This window comes from Priestia sp. JV24 (assembly GCF_025910025.1).
GTDB classification, from domain to species: Bacteria; Bacillota; Bacilli; order Bacillales; family Bacillaceae_H; genus Priestia; species Priestia megaterium.
Window position 1 is genome coordinate 157,531 of the sequence record NZ_JAPCIN010000020.1, and the last position, 20,054, is coordinate 177,584.

Annotated in this window: 23 protein-coding genes and 1 pseudogene; 7 read left to right on the forward strand and 17 right to left on the reverse strand. The window is 37.4% G+C overall.

From position 1 onward, the window contains the following. Positions 1 to 11 precede the first annotated feature (11 nt). The 3 genes from OK414_RS15800 to OK414_RS15810 all read right to left on the reverse strand — a co-directional run bounded on the left by OK414_RS15800 (position 12) and on the right by OK414_RS15810 (position 1,665). Entirely contained in the window at positions 12 to 470 is a 459-nt protein-coding gene (locus OK414_RS15800) for a hypothetical protein (RefSeq protein WP_016764637.1), read from the reverse strand. A 324-nt stretch (positions 471 to 794) separates the two neighbouring features. Continuing rightward, a complete protein-coding gene (locus OK414_RS15805) occupies positions 795 to 1,085 on the reverse strand; it encodes a hypothetical protein (RefSeq protein ID WP_013057601.1) in 291 nt (96 codons plus the stop codon). Positions 1,086 to 1,176: 91 nt separating this feature from the next. Continuing rightward, the gene (locus OK414_RS15810; protein WP_013083710.1) at positions 1,177 to 1,665 is read right to left on the reverse strand and encodes a GyrI-like domain-containing protein; all 489 of its coding nucleotides are present in this window, start codon (positions 1,663 to 1,665) and stop codon (positions 1,177 to 1,179) included. A 221-nt stretch (positions 1,666 to 1,886) separates the two neighbouring features. On the opposite strand from OK414_RS15810, the gene OK414_RS15815 reads away from it, so the two are divergent. Next, a complete protein-coding gene (locus tag OK414_RS15815) occupies positions 1,887 to 2,174 on the forward strand; it encodes a hypothetical protein (protein ID WP_013057603.1) in 288 nt (95 codons plus the stop codon). Between the two features lie 29 nt (positions 2,175 to 2,203). Here OK414_RS15815 and OK414_RS15820 read toward each other — a convergent pair whose 3' ends face one another. The 10 genes and pseudogenes from OK414_RS15820 to OK414_RS15865 form a co-directional block, all read right to left on the reverse strand. Next, positions 2,204 to 3,301 carry an acyltransferase gene (locus OK414_RS15820; protein ID WP_034650961.1) on the reverse strand — a complete coding sequence of 366 codons (1,098 nt, stop codon included), beginning with the start codon at positions 3,299 to 3,301 and terminating at the stop codon, positions 2,204 to 2,206. Between the two features lie 217 nt (positions 3,302 to 3,518). Beyond that, the gene (locus tag OK414_RS15825) at positions 3,519 to 4,427 is read right to left on the reverse strand and encodes a hypothetical protein (RefSeq protein WP_034650958.1); all 909 of its coding nucleotides are present in this window, start codon (positions 4,425 to 4,427) and stop codon (positions 3,519 to 3,521) included. Positions 4,428 to 4,684: 257 nt separating this feature from the next. After that, positions 4,685 to 4,963: pseudogene (locus OK414_RS15830) on the reverse strand (ABC transporter ATP-binding protein); the annotation flags it as partial. A gap of 405 nt (positions 4,964 to 5,368) precedes the next feature. Continuing rightward, the gene (locus OK414_RS15835) at positions 5,369 to 5,731 is read right to left on the reverse strand and encodes a P-II family nitrogen regulator (RefSeq protein ID WP_013057611.1); all 363 of its coding nucleotides are present in this window, start codon (positions 5,729 to 5,731) and stop codon (positions 5,369 to 5,371) included. A gap of 14 nt (positions 5,732 to 5,745) precedes the next feature. Next, positions 5,746 to 6,972 (reverse strand): ammonium transporter, encoded by a 1,227-nt coding sequence (locus OK414_RS15840; protein WP_034650955.1) that lies wholly within the window; start codon positions 6,970 to 6,972, stop codon positions 5,746 to 5,748. 265 nt (positions 6,973 to 7,237) lie between these two features. Beyond that, the gene (locus OK414_RS15845; RefSeq protein ID WP_263045195.1) at positions 7,238 to 8,776 is read right to left on the reverse strand and encodes an AbgT family transporter; all 1,539 of its coding nucleotides are present in this window, start codon (positions 8,774 to 8,776) and stop codon (positions 7,238 to 7,240) included. A gap of 230 nt (positions 8,777 to 9,006) precedes the next feature. Further along, positions 9,007 to 9,969 carry a class F sortase gene (locus OK414_RS15850; RefSeq protein WP_095379374.1) on the reverse strand — a complete coding sequence of 321 codons (963 nt, stop codon included), beginning with the start codon at positions 9,967 to 9,969 and terminating at the stop codon, positions 9,007 to 9,009. A 107-nt stretch (positions 9,970 to 10,076) separates the two neighbouring features. Further along, entirely contained in the window at positions 10,077 to 11,420 is a 1,344-nt protein-coding gene (locus tag OK414_RS15855; protein WP_263045196.1) for a copper amine oxidase, read from the reverse strand. A gap of 431 nt (positions 11,421 to 11,851) precedes the next feature. Beyond that, positions 11,852 to 12,016: a hypothetical protein gene (locus tag OK414_RS15860; RefSeq protein ID WP_162837685.1), complete on the reverse strand. Its 165-nt coding sequence runs from the start codon at positions 12,014 to 12,016 to the stop codon at positions 11,852 to 11,854. Positions 12,017 to 12,152: 136 nt separating this feature from the next. Beyond that, positions 12,153 to 13,016 carry an alpha/beta fold hydrolase gene (locus OK414_RS15865; RefSeq protein WP_034650945.1) on the reverse strand — a complete coding sequence of 288 codons (864 nt, stop codon included), beginning with the start codon at positions 13,014 to 13,016 and terminating at the stop codon, positions 12,153 to 12,155. 150 nt (positions 13,017 to 13,166) lie between these two features. Here OK414_RS15865 and OK414_RS15870 point away from each other — a divergent pair, with 150 nt between their 5' ends. Next, positions 13,167 to 13,319, forward strand: coding sequence for a YflJ family protein (locus OK414_RS15870; protein WP_080743170.1), 153 nt, complete (start codon positions 13,167 to 13,169; stop codon positions 13,317 to 13,319). Here OK414_RS15870 and OK414_RS15875 read toward each other — a convergent pair. The 4 genes from OK414_RS15875 to OK414_RS15890 form a co-directional block, all read right to left on the reverse strand. Then, entirely contained in the window at positions 13,278 to 13,523 is a 246-nt protein-coding gene (locus tag OK414_RS15875) for a hypothetical protein (protein ID WP_263045364.1), read from the reverse strand. The two genes, OK414_RS15870 and OK414_RS15875, sit on opposite strands and share 42 nt — an antisense overlap. A gap of 115 nt (positions 13,524 to 13,638) precedes the next feature. After that, on the reverse strand, positions 13,639 to 14,571 hold the full coding sequence (locus tag OK414_RS15880; protein ID WP_095379368.1) for an alpha/beta hydrolase: 933 nt from the start codon (positions 14,569 to 14,571) through the stop codon (positions 13,639 to 13,641). A 15-nt stretch (positions 14,572 to 14,586) separates the two neighbouring features. Continuing rightward, a complete protein-coding gene (locus OK414_RS15885) occupies positions 14,587 to 15,141 on the reverse strand; it encodes a GrpB family protein (protein WP_034650940.1) in 555 nt (184 codons plus the stop codon). Between the two features lie 90 nt (positions 15,142 to 15,231). Next, positions 15,232 to 16,377 (reverse strand): acyl-CoA dehydrogenase family protein, encoded by a 1,146-nt coding sequence (locus OK414_RS15890; RefSeq protein WP_034650937.1) that lies wholly within the window; start codon positions 16,375 to 16,377, stop codon positions 15,232 to 15,234. A gap of 198 nt (positions 16,378 to 16,575) precedes the next feature. Here OK414_RS15890 and OK414_RS15895 point away from each other — a divergent pair, with 198 nt between their 5' ends. From OK414_RS15895 to OK414_RS15915, 5 genes are all read left to right on the forward strand, one after another. Further along, the gene (locus tag OK414_RS15895) at positions 16,576 to 17,781 is read left to right on the forward strand and encodes a TcaA 3rd/4th domain-containing protein (protein ID WP_263045197.1); all 1,206 of its coding nucleotides are present in this window, start codon (positions 16,576 to 16,578) and stop codon (positions 17,779 to 17,781) included. A 183-nt stretch (positions 17,782 to 17,964) separates the two neighbouring features. After that, positions 17,965 to 18,744, forward strand: a complete 780-nt coding sequence (locus tag OK414_RS15900) for an STAS domain-containing protein (protein WP_013057624.1) — start codon at positions 17,965 to 17,967, stop codon at positions 18,742 to 18,744. Between the two features lie 143 nt (positions 18,745 to 18,887). Continuing rightward, a complete protein-coding gene (locus OK414_RS15905) occupies positions 18,888 to 19,130 on the forward strand; it encodes a spore germination protein (protein WP_013057625.1) in 243 nt (80 codons plus the stop codon). Positions 19,131 to 19,237: 107 nt separating this feature from the next. Beyond that, a complete protein-coding gene (locus OK414_RS15910; RefSeq protein ID WP_013057626.1) occupies positions 19,238 to 19,480 on the forward strand; it encodes a spore germination protein in 243 nt (80 codons plus the stop codon). A gap of 51 nt (positions 19,481 to 19,531) precedes the next feature. Next, entirely contained in the window at positions 19,532 to 20,035 is a 504-nt protein-coding gene (locus OK414_RS15915; protein ID WP_034650927.1) for an Hsp20/alpha crystallin family protein, read from the forward strand. Positions 20,036 to 20,054: the final 19 nt, after the last annotated feature.

Genomic DNA, 20,054 nt, shown 5'->3' on the forward strand with positions numbered 1-20,054 from the left:
ATTTGTCTCCTTTACTGCAAAGGAGGTATGGTTATTCGTTTAATTCCATTTGTCTCAAACTCTCGTATATACTCCATTTCTCGATGAAAAATTTGCATAAAAACTTCATTTTTTATTTCTTTAATGGGTCCTATTTGTTCTATCACATCTCGTTTAGCCATGCGATAGGCTAGCGCTTCCCAAAACACTTCGTTATCGTATTCTCCAATAATATCTTGAAGAGAATCCTCATGTTCTTCTGTAAACATAACTTCACTGTTTAGCGTGTGAAAAGGTCCTTTTTCAAGGAAAGGCTCTGCATGAGAAAACATTTGTTTTTCTACATCCGTATATTCTTGTGCATGCTCATCTTCCACTCCAGAACATGCTGTGACCATCCAGTTACCTAAATAAATTAAATCAAGCAGTTGAAAAAAGTGCGTTTCAGATAGTTGAAGTTCAATTTCGTTTTTTACAGGAGCTTTTGACATAAGCGCGGATCTCTCCTTTAATTTTGAGGGTAGTTGCTACTAAATAAAATAGCTAAAAGGGTTAGTATGCAGGCTAGCAAGAAAACTGAAGAAATGACTTCACCTCTTTTCTGTAGTGTAAAAATAGAGGTACTGACATCCAAAGGAGTGAATACGAAGGGTGTAAACTTATCATAATCGAAATAAAGACAAGATACAAGACTTTTTTACTAAATTTTCTGACTATTTTCGTCATAAATACCTAGTTTTGTTTTGTTTATACTAGAAAGGCCCGAAAATTGCGTGCCGAGCTGCTCAAAATAAAAAAGCGCTGAACCAGGCGCTTTAACGGTGTAAAAAAATAGATAAACCAATAAAAAAAGCAGCTAAAATAAAATCAAAAATCCATTGCCACTTCTCACGTTTTAACAATACATGCTCTACCCCTGATAACAGCGAACTTATACTAACCAAAACAAAAATAAAGCTTAATTGGTTAAACGAAAATTTAGTGACAAAATTTGATACAAGTATGACTGCTACGGTGATGAACAGTGCCATTTGACTTATAAGTACCCATTTAATTCTCTGTTTATATCCGTCTTTTAAAGCTTGTAATAAATCGTTGCTGATCACTCTCGCTAAACCCCTTTTTATTCCTATCGTTAAAAGTAAGAACGCAGCAAAAACGTTTCTCTGCATCTTAACTACTTAGCAAAACTAGCTATTAAATTGAAACATAAATATCAACTTGACTGTACTCAGGATCAATACAGCGTTCATCATATAATTCAAAATCTATTTTATAGGCACGATGATTTTTTTTAGCCCACTCGCGAATATAAGCCCAAGCCTCTACGACTACCTGTCTAGCTGGCCCAACAGCTGTTGTAAACACCATGTATTCACCTTCCGGGATGATGAACTCTCTCATATCATCTTTCAGTTCGCCGCCGGGTAAAACTTCATATCCGAGAGCAAATGTAAAATCCATTTTTTGATCATATTCAAATTCTGTATAAAGAGCAAATGTATTACCATTTACTTTATTGGCAATTTTATTAGCTAACTGTTGTTTATAAAAAGTCTGCCAGTGCTCTGGAATAAGACCTGTGCCCGTTTCTTCCACAGGTTCATCTGTTCGAATAGGCACTCCTACAACAGTAAATTCATTTACCTTGACTACTTTTTGACTTACAACTAAGTCAGTCAACATATTGAGCCCCCTTAATTCTTCTTTTTCTGTAGTTACAATGAGGGAAATACTTCTTAATATGCATTTTATTTGTATTCAAAGAAAACGTCAACCTTTTATAAAAATCCCTTAACGAAGGGGCTGAAGATCATTCTTCTAAACTATAAAAAAACGATTCTATTTTCTTTGTATACATCATACCTATAAGATACCCCTAATTTACAATAGAGTGAGGTAAAAAAATGAAGATCATTGAACTTGCCGAATTCATTAAAACAAGTAAAAAAACAACTAAACTTGCTCTTTCCTCTTCTACAGTACAGTATACATTAGAAACAGATGATTTGAAAATTGAATTAAAAACAGGCGGCACGAATAAGCGAATCGTGTTTTTTCGCATCTTCTTAAAAGGAACATACAAGGATTGGATTTGTTATCACCGGAACGAACATCATATTTACGAATTGTATCAAAATATTTCTTTATCCCCTCAACTGCAAAGGCAGCTTTTGTACGCTATTGCATCATAAAAAGAGCTGGCTTAGTTAGCCAGCTCTTTTTATTTATGCTGTAGCTTTGTAAATGAATGTTTGTGCGGCTTTACATGTAATTTTCCCTTTGTCCATTGAATTCCTCTATATAAATAGTACGAGCACCAAAAAACTGCTGGAACGATGAGTACGTAGGCAACGACACTATTCGTAAAGAAAGAAGAATCTATAGAACGAAGCAATCGATAGGTCTCATTTAATATACATATATGCACTACATAAATGCCAACTGAATTTTTCCCAACTTTTGAAAAAAATGAGTTTTTGCCAAGACTTGGACTGCTCAATACGAATAAAAACAATGATGCCGATAAAAAAATCGTAGAAATAAAGTAGTCTCCGGGCTTGCTATGCTGGATATTAACCAACCAGTAACGTTCGACGATCTCTAACGCTGAAAACACAAAAAAGCTGGCTAAATAAATCATTGGCCTTGCGTTTAATACTGACAGAATTTGCTTACCATAAAGGGCAAACATAGCTCCTAATACTGTATAGAACAAACCAAAGAACAGGGCATCTCTCGTTTGAAAAGAAAGTGGAAAAAATAAAGAATAAGACTGCCCAAATAACCCAGTTACATATAATACGGTGCTGATAAACATTAATAAGCCAATCTTTTTCCATCGTTGAAATAAGAAAACGATGACAACAGCCCAAATTAATGCAATCAAGTACCAAAGCTGAAATCCGCTTGTGTCACTTCCATAATAAAAAATATCTTTGAATGTGATGGATGATGTTAAATAATCAGCTACTGCATCTTTTCGTTCTGCTAATGTTCCGTGGTTCTGAAATAAGCGCAGAACTACACCAAACAATAAATAAAAGATGAACCAACATGCATAAAGCTTTGAAATATTCCACGTGTATTTTTTTAAGTATGCAGAAGGCTTTGGATGCTTTTGGATTTTATTCATAAACAAATAACCTGATACAATAAAGAAAAAAGGAACCGCGAATCGTGCAAATGTGTCAACAATGACATCTAGCACATTTTCCTGGTTCCCTAAAAAGAAATCGTCATGTGATGGATTAACATGAATACAAACCACAAACACTGTAGCAAAAAACTTAATAAAATCAATTGAATAATTACGTTCCATCTTGTTGTCAGCTCCTTAAAATAAACTCGAGCTCTATTTTAGCATAATTATCCAAACAGGAAAGAATTTTTGGTAAAATTAACCTTATAGTCATGGAAAAAATTTCTTAACTTCCAATATTCTAGTCTTGTTTACTTGTATGATGTCTTTCAACATTCTAAATAAATGATTCTAAAGAACTACAAAATAAAAAAACAGATTACGCGTAACCTGTTTTTTAAATTAACATTTTCCATGCAAACTTATTATCTGGTTTAATGTCGACTTCTTTTTCATGCAAAGCCTGCACATGTTGTTTAATCTGTTTCAGAAACAGCATTACTTCCCCGCTTGACACGGCAGCTGAGTTGAGAGATAACGAATGTTTTTTAGCAATTTTTAATTCCTCGGTTTCCACTGAAATACTCACGTGGCGAAATAAGTGCCAAGGGTAGTAAACTGTTTTAAAAGATTTTGAGAAATAAATTCCTTTAGAACAAACGGTAATCCCTTCGGTTTTTTGAAGAGGATATGTATTTAAATGAGCTACAATTTTTTCTTTAGCAGGTAAGTAGAGCCTGTTTCTCATCTCTTTTTCAACTTCTTCACATAGCTGTCCTTCTACCGACAACACATCTTTTGGATCAGGGGTTTGATGAATTTGAAAAGATGAACAAATAGAAGTTAATTCTTTTGAGGATACACACGGATATATATAGTCTTGACACATATATTCATGGGAATGAGTGCGAATAAATTTCTTGATTTTTTTTAATAGAGATACTAGCTTTCTAGCTGAATAATCATTTTGATTGACTTGAAATTTCTCCACGTCATTAAAACAAATCATTTCTTCTTTTCGAATGGTAATGGATTGAATGTTAGCGAACTCTTCCCATAACATTTTTCCTTTTTTCATCCCTCTGCTTTTCCAGTAAATCCCCTTATTTGTAAGGCAAATTCCCCTTTTATCTAGGCCTGCTATAAAAGAGCTGTGTAAATACGCGATAATTTTTTCTTGAGGCTGAAACTGAAAGTATTTGCTAGCCATTTTTTTGTAGAAACTAGGTATTTGCAGTACATAAAATTGACTTTCTCTATAGATTAAGCATAAGTCAGTCAAATAATTAGTTTTCAGCGTCGCCACGCTCTCACTTCCTTTTTGAGTGTAAATAACCGTACCCATTTTTTTCTATTACTTTATAAACGTTTTTTAATGAAAAAAGTTTCAACTTTTTTTGTTTTTTATAAAAAAGCTTTAAATTGAATCATTTCTTTCATCTAGGGGGTTGCCTAATTACTCACTTATTCAATAATCTTATTTTAAATGTTCCCTACTTAATTAAGAAACTAAACCAGATAATAGCAATGCTTGCCTGCTTTATCCAAATCATCCCTTGTTTTTTAAGCTAAATAAGCTTCTTTTATTTTTTCATTATGAATTAATTCCGTCCCTTTTCCTTGTAGAATAATTTCTCCCGTTTGAATCACATAGCCTCGGTGTGCGATTTGCAGTGCTTGATAAGCGTTTTGTTCAACGAGTAAAATGGTCATTCCGCTTTTATTTAATTCTATAATGATTTCAAATATTTGTTCTACAATGATAGGAGCAAGCCCCGTAGAAGGTTCATCTAGCATAAGCATAGTAGGGTTCATCATAAGTGTTCGCCCAATGGCTAGTACATGGAACAAAAAGCATGTCACCCTACGAAAACATGCTTTGCACCTATTTAACCTAAAAAAGAGGCTGGGACATAACGAAATGAATCCAATCTAAAGGCTAACAAATGAGATACGTGAGCTGAACTGCTTATGACACCGCCATTGATTTCTGCGCAAGACTTCGCTTTCCGCGGGCAGTCGCTTGCGCTCCTGTGGGGTCTCGTCTGTTCCGCTTTTCCTACAGGAGTCTTCGCCTTTCTTTCCAATCAGCTGCTAGAAGGAACGAAACAGATGTATGTTTAACATAACAAAGAAAACGAACCGTTAATCAAACATGTTGACTAACGGTTCGTTTTTCACTTTGGCTAACATACTTTTGTCCAAGCCTCTTATATGTGACCCTTTGTTTTCTACTTCTCCCCGACTTTAACTATTATTTCGTAATGCCTGTGATCCCTCTTCCCCTGTTCGGATCTTAATCGCATTTTTTAATTCATAGATAAATATTTTCCCATCTCCAGGCTGACCTGTATTTAGTACTTTTCTTGCTTTATCAACAACGTCAGATACTGGAACTTCGCACACCACAATTTCTACTTTAATTCGTGCGTGCATATTGTCTTGTTTTTTAACGCCTCTATAAAGTTCCGTAATGCCTTTTTGCAACCCGCATCCCAGCGCATCTGTAACTGTGATACCGCTAACGCCAATTTTCGCTAGTTCTTGCTTAAGCTCTTCAAACTTTGAAGGGCGTGTAATAATTTCAATTTTTGTTAAAACATCACTCACTGTGCCCACCCCTTTTACATATTCGATTCGTGATACGCTCTTTCACCGTGCAGCGTAATATCAAGCCCAAGCGTTTCTTCTTCTTGTGTCGCACGCAGAGATACGATTAATCCAACCACTTTAACAATAATGAATGTAGCAATGCCGACAAATAGATACGTTGCTACGATAGCCACCAGCTGTTTCCAAAGTAGACTTGGATCTCCGTAGAATAAACCATTCGCACCGGCGTCATTTACAGAAGTTGTGGCAAATAAACCTGTTGCGATACCTCCCCACGTTCCCCCAATACCGTGAAGACCAAATGCATCTAACGCATCGTCGTAACCGATTTTCTTTTTAAGTGAGAAGATACCCCAGAAACAAACCGCTCCGCCGATAAAACCAATTACAATAGAAGCAAACGGTGTAACGAATCCACAAGCTGGTGTGATAGCTACAAGTCCAGCAATTGCTCCCGAAACGGCTCCAAGCAGCGTAGGTTTTTTATTGATAATCCACTCTACTACAAGCCAGCCGATAATTCCTGTTGCTGCCGCTGTATTCGTGTTAATAAAAGCCGTCATTGCAACGCTGTTAATAGTTAAAGAACTTCCAACGTTAAAACCAAACCACCCGAACCAAATCAGCATTCCGCCTAAAAGAGTTAACGGTAAATTGTGAGGTGCTGCGGCATCGGCATTTTTTCGTTTTCCAACAACAAGAGCTAGAACTAATCCTGCTACGCCTGACGAAATGTGAACGACGTTTCCTCCGGCAAAGTCAATAGCTCCTAGTTCACGAAGCCAGCCGCCAACTCCCCAAACCCAGTGTGCAACTGGTGCATATACAAATAATGACCATAGGATAGCAAATAAGATAAATGCTGAAAACTTCATGCGCTCTGCAAAAGCCCCAGAGATAATAGCTACTGTTAGTACAGCAAATGTCAGCTGAAACATCATAAACATATTATGCGGGATCGTAGCACTGTAGTCCCCGTTTGGAGTGAACCCGACTCCTTTTAATCCCACCCAGTCCAAGTTACCAATAAAAGCATTGCCACCGGTCGAAAAAGCTAACGAATAGCCTGCTACTATCCAAAGAACGGATATAACAGCTAAGGAACCTACGCTATACATCGCGGTACTTAACATGTTTTTACTTCGAACCATGCCCCCGTAAAACAATGCAATAGCTGGTGTCATAATCCAAACCAATAATGCTGAAAAAAACATAAATACTGAATCGCCCATTTGCATGATGATTTCCCCCTTAAGTACGAATAAATAACCCCTGAATCTAATGTTAGATTATATAACATCTTTTGTTATGTTTACTATCATATTTGATTTATATGTATTTAGCAACTACTTTTTGCAAATTTATTCAGAAAAATTTTGTTTTTTATAGTGTTTTCTTTTTCTTATGTATTCTCCTACGTACACATAAGCTGAACTATTTTTTATTCGTGTTATATTTTCTGACATAAAAAATCCTCTTCTTGGAGTAGAAGAGGATTTTTCTTTACAAATACATATATACACCAGGCCCCAGAGGAATACCGAATATAGCAAAAATAAGCAACATAACAATCCAAATCCCTAAAAAAGCTAGAGTATAAGGAAGCATAAGTGAAATAATTGTGCCAAGCCCTGCCTTAGGCTCGTATTCTTTCATAAAGGCTAAAATAACAATCATATATGGATTTAAAGGAGTGATTACATTCGTGGAAGAATCCGCTATTCGGTATGCCGCTTGAATAAATCCAGGGTTGTAGCCTAACAGCATGAACAATGGAATAAAAATAGGTGCTTCTAGTGCCCATTGAGCGGAGCCGCTAAAAATAAGAAGGCTTAGAACAACAGTTAAAAATACAAAACCAACCACAACTGGAAGTCCAGTTAGATTTAGTGCTTTTAATGCATCCGCTCCTTCTACTGCAATCCACGTTCCAATATTAGTCCAATTAAAGTAAGCGATAAATTGAGCAGCCGCAAAAATAAGGACAATATAGCTAGCCATATCTTTCATCGAATCAGTCATATAAGCGGGTACATCTCTAGAACTTTTGATTTTCCCTACTGTTATTCCGTAAACAGAGCCAACTACTACAAAAAACAGCAGCGTGATCGGAATGATACCATCTAAAAAAGGAGATGGAACAATTCCACCGTCTTCATTTCGTAGAGGAGAGTTGGGCCAAAATAAGAAAACAGCTAGTACAGCGACATAAATACATGTAGCAACGATACTGTTTTTTAACCCTTTTGCTTCTGCCTCACTAATTTCACCAAAATCATTGCGTTTTTTTCCTTTATAATTGCCCAGCCTAGGTTCGACAATCTTTTCGGTGACCATCGCTCCTATAACGGTCAAAACAAATACAGAAGCCGCCATGAAATACCAGTTTGCTGCAGGACTGACAGCAGCGCTTGGGTCAATTGTTTTAGCAGCTTCAGTAGAAATGCCTGATAACAATCCGTCGGTTCCGGATATAATAAGATTCGCTGTAAAGCCTGATCCCACCCCAGCAAATCCTGCTGCTAATCCAGCAAGCGGGTGCCTTCCTACTGTATAAAAAATCATTGCGGCAAGAGGAGGCACGATGACAAAAGCAGCATCTGCCGCTAAGTTGGCCATAATTCCTGTAAAAATGATGGCGTATGTAATAAGAGCTTTTGGAGCATTTAAAATCGTTTTCTTTATGGCCACTTCAAGCAGACCTACTTTTTCTGCAAGTCCGACTCCAAGCATCATAGCAAGTACAAGTCCTAGGGGCTTAAATTCAGTGAAATTGGTCAGCATCGATGTTAAGATATACTGAATGCCTTCGTGCGACAACAAACTTTTAATTGGAAGAGTCTTATTAGTACCGGGATGGACCACCGTTACTCCGATACTATTAATAGCAACAGATGCTACTACGATAATAAGCGCTAGACATACAAACAAAATAAAAGGATCAGGTAGTTTGTTTCCGATTGCTTCTACTCTTCCTAATAGTTTGTCTAGAAAAGTTGTTGGATATGATTTTTGCTCTGTCTGCAAATTAGGTTGTGCCATGCTTTCTCTCCTTTTTCGTTTAGATTCTTTTTAGGTTTTTCCTTTTAATTACCAAAAAGACTATTAGTACATAATAATCTGAATATTTATATTATTCAAGTATTATTTTTAAGGAATTTTTATTTATCTATTAAAACTAATAGCATTTAGATAAATAGAAAGGCAGAAGATATCTTTTTAATCGACAATCAAAAATAACAAAAAGCTCTCCGTTTAAGGAGAGCTTTTTGTTATTTCGCTATACTAGACGGAGCGGACTCTTTTCCTGACTCATTAACAGCTGTTACATAGTAACGAGCTTGAGATGCGTCGGAGTCAGCAAAGCTTTTTCGCTCAAATTCCGAAACGCTGCCAATATGGACAAATGTTCCGCCTGGATTCTTTTTATAAATTCGGTAGCCGATAATATTACCTTCTGGTACCGCGTACCACGTAAGCAAATTACCACTCATCTTTACATGTGTAGGAGTTTGTGGTGCATTTGCTTCACGCTCCAATTCTTTTGCTTGGTCAGCTTTTAGTTCTGTATAGACAACTAACCTCTCTTGATGGGTTCCTTCCGCACGGTCAAACGTGCCTGTGCACGTAATTAAATTTAAATTACGTTTGTTGCTGTACCCAAAAATTTCGTTTAGAGGTGCCTTATCTCGCGGATAGCTTTTTATACGTTTAACAACAAAAGTAAGCGTGGTTCCCTGTGCATCTCTGACGGTAATTTCATCGTCTTTTTTTAAGTTTTTTAGGTTGTAAAAGACTGCAGGGCCGGTTTTACTGTCTACGTGTCCTGCTAATACAGCATTTCCTTTTACGCCAGGTTTAGCTCCTGGTTCAAACCAAGCAACTCCATTTTCTGTAGATGGAGCTGCCATTTCACCGCTGTCTAATACTCCTACTTGTTCAATTGAAGCCTCCACATGAACAGCAGGAATGGACATTTTTTCAGGAATGATTCCTTTAAATTCTTTGTTTAACTGTTTGGCTTCTGTTTTATGCTTTTTTAGTACAGCAAATTCTTCTTCCAGCGTTACCCGGCTTTTTAGATCCTTTGATTGTGCTTCTTTTTCTTTTTGCTTAGCTGCAGCCTGTTGCTTTGTTTCTTTGGCTTCTACCATTTGTTCTTTAAAATATAGTCCCCCGCTAACAAGCAGGACTAAACTTAATATACAGTAGGCGAGAACAATCGCTTTTTTCACATCGTCACCTCATTTCACAGCTGTTTATAAAAAAGAAGAGAGAACAACCTCTCTTCTTTTTTTCAGGACTCTTGACTTGTAAATCATAAGGAAAAGGAGAAAAAATATTATTTGCTTACTGGTTTCTTGCGTAAAATCACTCCAGCTGTTAACACAGCTAACGAACCTAGTGCAATATAGATCGCTGTTAGTGGGTTCATCGTTGATTCAGATGCCCCGCCCATACCTGTTTTCGGCATATCTGTTGGCATAGCTGTTTCAGCAAACTTATCGGGGTTTTGTTTTACGATTGCTTCACCTAAAGCTTGGCCAACACCAAACATTAATTTATACCCTTCACGATACGTATCATAACTTCCAGCGTAGTCACCGGATGCATATTGTTCAAATGTTTTAATAACCGTATCTTCGTGTGCTTTTATAGCTGCCTGTGCGTCTGCAGTTGGAAGGTTTCCATCTGTTGCTGTTCCTAAGAATGTACCAAATTCTTGCGCGAATTTATGGAGCTTATCTTTTGCAGCTTTTTCTCCTGCTTCATCGCCTTTTACTTGTGCACTTACTAATTCAGCTTGGGCATTGATGTGATCTCCTTGCCAAATTTTTTCGAATTGTGCAGCTCCTTCATCGCCATATACTGAGCCAATTGCAGCTTTAAAATCTGCTGTGTTAGCATTTTCTAACCAGCTAACATAGTCGTAATCTTTTGAACCGTTAAACCCTTTTTCCATTCCCATTGTTGCTAGAGCAAAATGTTCTGCTGCTAAGCTGTTTAATGAAGAACGTAAATCTGCTGCTGGTGTATCTACTTTTGTATTGTCGAATTTATCAGGCATTTGCGTTACGATTGCATTTGATAACGCTTTACTAATTGCGAACATTTGCTGATATCCTTCGCGGTATGTCTTCGCGGCTGCCTCATAGTCACCTTCTACATAATCTTCAAACGTTTCTTTTACTTGATATTCGTGCACGCGAAGCGCTTCTTTTGCTGCATCTTCAGGTAGTTTACCTTCCGTAGCAGTGCTTAAAAATTCAGCAAATTCATTCACGAATTGATCTACTTCTTTATCTACTTCCGCCATGGCTTCTTTGTCGTTTTCTTTTGTTGCTTTTACAAAATCATCTGTGTAATTGTTGTGTTCTCTGAAAATTCGTTCAAATTCAGCCGCTCCTTGATCACCATAGATAGAAGCAATAGCTGGCTCCATGTCGACGGCATTTTGATCCAATGCTTTGAACGCAGCGTCAGCATCTTTAGAACCGTCATAGGCTGTTGTCATAGCGGCAACGGCAAGCGTAAAGTGTTCAGATAATAGGTAGTCTAAGTTCGCTCGTAGATCTGAAGCTTTTGTTACTGCCGTTGGTTTTACTTCTTCCGCATTTGCAATAGTCGGCATCAATAGTGAAGCTCCTAGTACAGGGATCATTAATTTTTTACTTAATTTCATCATTTTCCACTCTCCTCATTTTTAGTTGATGTACGCCACTTTTTTCATTCTTACCACATCTTAAACCATTAAATAGATTGAACATTTTGAATATTCTATATATTAAACTTTCATGTTCCTTCACATTTAATGATCCTTTTTAGGAAGTATTCTCTTTCTATTTACTAAACGATCGCTGAGTGACGTTGGATCACTTTTTTAAAAAATTTTTAAAAATGTCATTTTCGTGAGGAATGCCTTCCCTTTCTACTTACCTAACGAACGCCTTCTTCAGCTAGATCACTTTTTTTAAAAAAGTTTTTAACCGCCTTTTCTTAAGAAGTACTTCCTTTTCTATTTACCTAACGAACACCTTATTCATTTGGATCACTTTTTGAATAAATATTTTAAATTTAACCGAAAAAGAAATTGAGACAGAACAAGATAAATTCAATTTAAAGACGAACAAATGGGATAAATGAGTTAGTATGAATTACTTTTAATACCACTGTTGATTTCCGTTCAAGACTTCGCTTTCTGCAGGCAGCCGCTGAGCCTTCTCGTCGTTTGCGCCCCGCGGGGTCTTTCCTGCAGGAGTCTTCGCCTTTTCCTCCAATCAACAGCTAGAAACCACTATATATATGAAACCTGCGCAATAAAAAAATCCGAACGAGTTGGATTCTCTATCAAGAATTTCAATTCATCGTTCGGATTTTCTTTCACCTAAACTACTTTTGTCTGAGCCTCTTTTTATCTTTACTTATTTAAAAAATTCCACATCACGTCGTTTACTTCGTGAGGCTTTTCATGCTGAGGGGCATGAGATGCTTCACCTAATCGGTGAACAGATATGTTTGGTACATATTCTTCAATACCATCTAAGTTTTCAGGCATAAAAGTAGGATCTTGATTTCCCCAAATAATTTGTACCGGGATGTTTAACACTTCTTCTTCTAACGGAAACAAAGATTTTCTTTGAAGGTCTTCTTCTGTGAAAATCTTTAAGTTGCGGTAATAACTTAGCATGGACAGCACAGAGCCATTTTCCCAAGAGTTCACGTATGCTTGAACATCATCAGCTGTTAGATATCCTTTTTTTACGCCTGGGTCGATCACAAGCTTACGCAAACCTGAGAAATTATCTCGTTCCATATAGTCCTGTGCTTCTTGTTTTTGAAACCATTTCATATATTCACTTGCTTTTTGCTGATTTTTATTTGTTCTAAGCTCACGCATAAATGTATAAGGGTGCGGACCGTTAAAAGCAATTAATTTTTGTACATATTCAGGGTAGCGATAAGCAAATGTCCAGCCGATTCCTGCTCCCCAGTCGTGTACAACTAGCGTGCAGGAGCTATATCCTAAACCTTCAATCACTTGGCGAATATCTTCTACTAATACATCAATTTCGTATGATTCTAGTCCGCTTGGCTTTTCAGATAGATTATATCCTCTTAAATCCAAAGCAACTGTGTGAAAATCATTAGAAAATTCATCTATCTGGTGTCGCCAAATATGCGAGAAGTCAGGAAACCCATGAAGAAATAGCATAAGATCTCCTTGTCCCTTGCTTATGTAGTGCAAATTAACGCCATTTACGTTTATATACTGTTTACTCATTGTTCATTTCCTCCTTTATAAGTAGCTGTAGAGCAGTATAACGCTGCAAAAAATGAACGTCAATTCATTTGCCTCATTCACTTCTTTTTAGTTCCTTTTATGAATATAGTTAATTATTTAGAGTGGATCTTTTTGAAGGAGTGATTAACAATGGCTCATATCTATTCAAAGGGCTGGTTTGTTCAGCAGTTAAAAGCGGCCAATATCTCTAAAATCGATGGAAGAAAGCTAGAAAGTTATAAAACCTACATTCTTCGTAATTTACATGCTGAGCTTATAGAACAAGGTAAAATCAACGGCTAAAAGAGGTTGAGACATAACGAAATGAATCCCATCTAAAGATGAACAAATGGGATATATGAGCTGAACTGTTTGAGACACCGCAGCTGATTGCCGTGCAAGACTTCGCTTTCCGCGGGCGGCCGCTGAGCCTCGTCGCTTTCGCTCCTGCGGGGTCTCACCTGTTCCGCTTTTCCCGCAGGAGTCTTCGTCAACAGCTAGAAAGATTTACACACATGAAATCTACGTTTGTCCTAACAAAAAAACGAACCACTAATCAAAAGTCTTGATCAATGGTTCGTTTTACATTTCGTCTAAAATATTTTTGTCCCAGCCTCTTTTTTTACAGTGATTGCTCAATAAAAGATAATACGCGCTTTACATATTCTTTTTTGTATATATGATAATTTTGAACATGTTCTGCTTTATCAGTTTTCCAGAAGTGAAAAGCATCCGGGTGCGTTTTAGCCATTTTTTCACTTTCAGTGTAAGGAATTTTTGTATCTCCTGTGCTGTGTATAAATAAAATTGGTCGAGGGTAAATATGCTCGACTGCTTTAATAGGACTAGCTTCAGCAGGATTTGCATCTGCAATAACAGGAAGAATAGCAATTGTTAGCGGTGTAAACGGAAAGTTTGGTAAATGAGACCATACAGATAGATTTTCTTTTAAATAAGAGGTTAAATCACTAAAAGGACTGTCGGCTACCACCGCTTTTACGTCGTCCTCTTGAGAAGCTGCTAATAAAGAAGTAGCTGCTCCCATTGAAATGCCGTAGAGCACAATTGGCTCTTTTGTTGTTTCTTTCATTTTCTGAATAACGCCTAATAAATCGAGCTGTTCTTTTACACCAATCGTTGTTTGATTTCCTTCTGAGTCTCCTGAATCTCTAAAGTCAAACATGACTACTCGATATCCCGCTTTTACAAATTCCTTACTCAGCGGCAGAAAGCCAGCTCCTTGTGCTTCACGGTTATTTCCGTATCCATGTGACATAATAATGGTCGCTTTTGGCTGTTCCGTTGGTTCAATCATCCATCCTTTTAAATGGGTTATTCCGTCTTTGCTCAAAAATACTTGATTGCTATAGTACATGCCGTAATCACCAGGATTTTTCACAGCAGGATTTTTATCTAGTTTTGTCAGGCTTATGCCTACATAAAGAGAAATTGCCGTACAAAGTACAAAACAAAGAATAACAAAGGATATCAGGCTGATCCATATTGTTTTTTTCTTTTTTCCTGTATTTGTCTGTCGATTTAGAACTGGAGTCAAGCTCGTTCCTCCTTTTTATCTAAGATCATCTTTCCTATTCTTATTGCTGCTTCCCTTTCTCCATTTTAAAGCTAGCACATCTATTTTATGAATAAAATTCGTTTTATTTTCCACATATTTTTCTGGTTCAAAGCGATAACGATGCGCTAGTTCTATTTTCAACGTTTCGTATTCTTTTGCTGTATCAGGGTGAGTTCGCAGATAATCTCGAAACCATATATGCCGATTAATTTCTGGATGACCTTTTTCATAAATATGAACATGGTGCGTTCTTTCATTTCCGCCTTTTTGGAAGTATCGTCTTCCTTTTATGCCGTTTTCACCTTTCGCTTCGTAACCAAGCTGCTCCATCCTCTGATTATATGTATCTACTTTCTTTATATCTTTCACTTCAATAAGTAAATCAATAATCGGTTTTGCGCTTAAGCCGGGAACAGCAGTGCTTCCGATATGATGAACCTCTAAAACTTGAGCTGACATTATAGTTGTTAAGGTGGCAGCTTCTTTTGAAAATTTCTTTTCCCACGCGATATTATAGGGTGTCAGCTGAATTTCTCTTACGGACTTCATCTCCAATTCCTCCTCTTGCAACGAAAAAACTGCTTATTATAGAATAGCCTATAATAAGCAGTTTTTCATCATTTAACATGTTATTAAGTTTTATCTAGCAAACGCCTGCTTCGCTAAATTAACAATCGTCATATCATCCATTGGAGGGTTGTGAAGCCCAGCACGCACGTCTCTATAATAGCGCTGCAGCGGATTACTGCGCTGCAAGCTTCTCGCCCCCACGATGCGCATTGCTTTGTCGACAATCGTACAGGCACTATTGGTCACTACGTGTTTGACAGCTGCTAACTCTCCCGCTAATGCTGCTCGGTCGCTGGTTTCATCCCATTTACTTGCCACGCTGTACATAAAGTGACGCGCTTGCATAAGTTCAAGTTCCATCTCTCCTACTAACCGCTGCACATTTGGCAATTCGCTAATCGTTCCTTCAATACTATTAGGCGAATATTCTGTAGCAAATGCGACAGCATAATCTCTTGCTGCGATGGCTGTACCCATGTAGCAAGCTGGTATATGAAGCAGCCAGCCGCTTGGCTCATTCTTTTTAAAACCACCGAGGCGTTCAACAAGAAAGTCGTGTTTAATATCGACGTTTTCTAGCACAAGATCATGACTTCCTGTTCCGCGCATTGCAATCATATCCCATGTTTCTTCTATTAAAAGTCCGCTTGTTTCACGAGGAATTAAAAATAAGCCGATCTCTTCTTCACCTTCAATGCTTGCTTTTACCAAAAAATAATTTAACACTGGAGACATCGTGGTGAATGTTTTTCGGCCATTGATTCGCCAGCCTTCTTTTGTTTTTACGGCTGTCGTTTCCGGTTTTCCTCCTCGAGTAGGACTTCCCGTCTTCGGTTCAGTTGCAGCGGTGTTAATAAGTGCACCTTTTTCTATTTCTTTAAAAATAAAATCGAGCATTTGCTGATTCCAAGGCTGTTTTTCACGCAAGTCCATTGTAATCCCCATATGCCATCCAATACTAAGAGCCGTAGAAGCATCTCCTTGAGCAATTAATTCTTGAAATAATAAAAAATCATAAAGGCGTAATTCATTTCCGCCATATTTGCTTTCGAGAGAAAGACGTGTATAGCCCGCTTCTTTTAACTCTTGAATATTTTCAAAGGGAAACGTACCTTCTTCATCTATTTTAAAAGCTCGTTTCTTAAATTTTTCGACTAGAGGCAGCAATTTTTCATACGTAGACTCTTGATTTTTATTTACAAATGAAACACTCATTTGCTTCATCTCCTTTTTATATGACAGAGTGTCCCTATCGGATTAATATATAGTTCTTATCATAGCATACCTCACCTTTTCTGTGCATGTTTGGTGTATTTATCTTTCTTGTTGAATCTATTCTTTTTCCAATTTAATGGTCTGTTTTACCTACACATTCCATACATTTAATGAAATAAAAAGAAAGGAATGGTGTGAATGAATCAATGTCCAAAATGCGGGGCCAGTGCAAGCACAGACCAATTATTTTGCAATAACTGCGGCTTTTCTTTCACCGTGTCGCCAGCTGCAGCCAAGCATAAAAAGAGCTGGTATATTGGCGGGGGTATTGCGCTTATACTTCTTTTAACTTTTGTATTTTATTTCTTTTTCTCTGGCTCAGAAGAAAAGACGGCTGACCGCTTTATTGAGGCATTAGAATCGAAAGATACAGCTGTGTTAAGAGAGTTGTTAGACTCTTCGCAGTCTACTATAGTTATTAATGACACATCTATTCAAGCTCTGTTAGACGCAACTTCCGATGGTTCTATTTTACGAGATGTTGAAAATGATTTAAAAAATAAATCGAGCATCTACTTTACAATAAAAGAACAGAAACATTCACTACTTTTCAAAAAACAGTACGTGGTTGTGCCGTCATCATATTATATCTCTCTCACCACGCCAGAGGATGCAACGGTTATAGTCAATGATACAAAACAATCGATATCCAAGAATCAAACGCAAAAAATAGGGCCTTTTATGATTGGAAATTACCCGCTTACGGCTTTTTATGAAAGCTCTTATGGAAAACTTACAGACCAAACCACTGTAAATTTTCACCGACAAAAAGAAGAAAATATATCTGTGGTATTTAACGGGGCTTACGTTACAATCTCATCGAATAGAGATGACGCTATTTTATTCTTAAATGGAAAAAGCACGGGACTGCAGGTGAATAGCTCATCACAAATAGGGCCTGTTGCCACGGATGGAAGCGTCACTGTTCATGCAGAAGTGCAAAAAGACGGCACAACGTTCAAAAGCAGTCCCTACACTATTCAAAGTGAAGAAAGTATTATGTTAAATATACAAACGCCGCCCGTCGAAAAGGAAAAAACCGTCATAAAAGAACGAGAAGTGATCGTGCCTGGGCCGCACTCTTATGCTACTTCAAGCTCTTATATTCTTCCTGATTCGGATTCTTACAAATTAAGCTATAGTGATATTAGCAGTTTGAGCTCGAGTGAACTAAGGCTAGCTCGAAATGAAATCTATGCGCGGCATGGGTATGTATTTAAATCGAAAGATCTTCAAGCCTATTTTTATGAAAAGTCATGGTATACGCCTGATTCATCATTTAGAGATTCCTACTTATCAAGTGTTGAAAAATACAACGTTGATTTTATTAAATCATATGAGTAAGGTGGCCTCCCCTTTTGCATAGGGGAGTTTTTTAATTGAAGAGAGTGCTTACTCCAACGTTTTTTTACATACCATAATCCCTATATACGTTAATAAATTTCTTATAGCCTTCTTTATTCTTTTCACTGTAAAATATAAAGTAGATGTACATAAACTTAATACACACATAAGGAGAGATGGAGAATGAATGGAATTGGACGACTTCCACAAAAGCTTAATGGCCATTTGATTTTAGAAAATATTCAAGAAACCATGATCATTGCGGATAAAGACTATCGTGTGCAGTGGATGAATGCAAGAGCAATTGAAACACTCCAGCCAGTACTTCCAATCTACCAGTTATCTCATATCGAAGAGTTAATTGGAAAGCATATGGACTTCTTTCATTCCAATTCTGAAGAAGCGGAAAAATTACTCACCTCTCTTCATACAACCTACCGAACGCGTATAACGATTGGCAGTCAATACGTAGCAGAAGCCGTGATTCACCCTATTGATACAAAAGACGGCGAGCGTTATGGCTACTTGCTTATGCTATTAGACTTTACAGATCAAGCCGAAGCAGAGCTTGAAAAAGAACGGTTAATTGAGGATTTGTCTACACCTTTATTAAAAATATGGGACGAGGTTTTAGCTGTGCCCATTACCGGTAAGATGGATATAGAACGTGGTAAGAAGCTAACTGAAACGGTATTGGAGGCAGTTGTAAAAGAACAGGCGCGCTATTTGCTTATTGATTTATCTTCCCTTCATTCGTTAGATGAAGAACACGGTTATTATATTAACACGCTTCACGATGCTTTGCGTTTGATTGGTACCACTTGCCTTATTGTGGGTCTTTCTTCAAAAATGGCTCTTTCGCTTGTAGATTCTCAGTTTAATTGGCGAACATTTTCCACTGTCCAACAAAGCATCTCTTACATTTTAGAAAAAAAGAATTATCGTATTGCACCCATTTCATAAGCCCATCATATCATTAAGTAATCCTCTCTCAATCGCTTTTTCCTTCAATCGGAAAAGGCGATTTTAGTTATGAGGAATTGTGAACGTTTAGGCACTTATCATCATAGGATACATTAATCAACCATAGAAAAGGGTGAGAGCGTATGCCAAGTGTTATTAACATTTATAATTTAAAGATCAACAGTATCTCAAGCAACGGTTCTGTCAACATTGGCGAAGCACTCCATAACAGTCACACGGCTCATTCAAAATCCACTGGTACGAACTCTTCTTATGGCGATGTCTCACCTGCTTCCTCGAAAATGCGAAACATTTATATCGATCCTGATACAAATGACCAAACAGATATTGCAAACGTTGATCATGTCAATGGTTATCAGCAGTGATATAGGGCGATGCTTGTCAACAGCATGACGACAAACGGTGAATACATTCTCTCTGAACGCAATAGACTGTTGGAGTAGAATGAATAAAAACAGTAAGGAGTCTCTTTATGCCTCTTCAAATTAACGTTTTTAATATCGTAACAAACGGTGTCACGCAAAACGCAAATATTGATTTTGGTTCCACCATTCAAAACAGTCACACGGCGAACTCAAAGTTTAACGGCGCAAATTTCTCTTTAGGTAACTTCTCTCCTACTTGCTCTCAAATGAATACGGGCGTGTTAGATCCTGATGTAAGTGATCAAGATCAAATTGCAAACCCTTCAGCTCCAATTGGAAATCAAATTTAGCTTTAACAATTTTGTTAGTTTACTTGGCACATTACAAGGAGGTGTGTAAATATGTTTCCATTTGGAAAGTCTCCTTTTAAAGGAATGATGGAAAATATCCCAAAAGGAATGGCATCTAAAGACATGAATAAGTATATTCAGCAAATGATTTCTTCTACAATGTCCCATTCTTTTCCCGATTTTATGCAAGGAAATGAATTCTTTAAGCAAGCCCAAGACATGATGAAAGAACAGCAGGATGTGGGAAATGAAGGTCAAGGACAACAGCTAAGAAGGTTTGATTCAAACGTCATCAATACATTAGACGAATGCATTGTACAGTTAAAAATCCCTAATCGCGATATTGTATCAAGCATTAAAGTCTATCATACTCCATACGTGTGCACGATTGAAGGAATAGATGGAGAAGAATCCTTCAAAGAAGAAATTCAGCTTCCTTGTTCGGTTCGCAAAAAAGGTACGCGCGCCGTATATCGTTCCGGAGTGTTGGAAATCCGGATGCCTAAACATGTTAATATTCCTATGTCTCAAATAGACGTCCACGATTTAGATTAAAGTGGACGTTTTTTTCTGT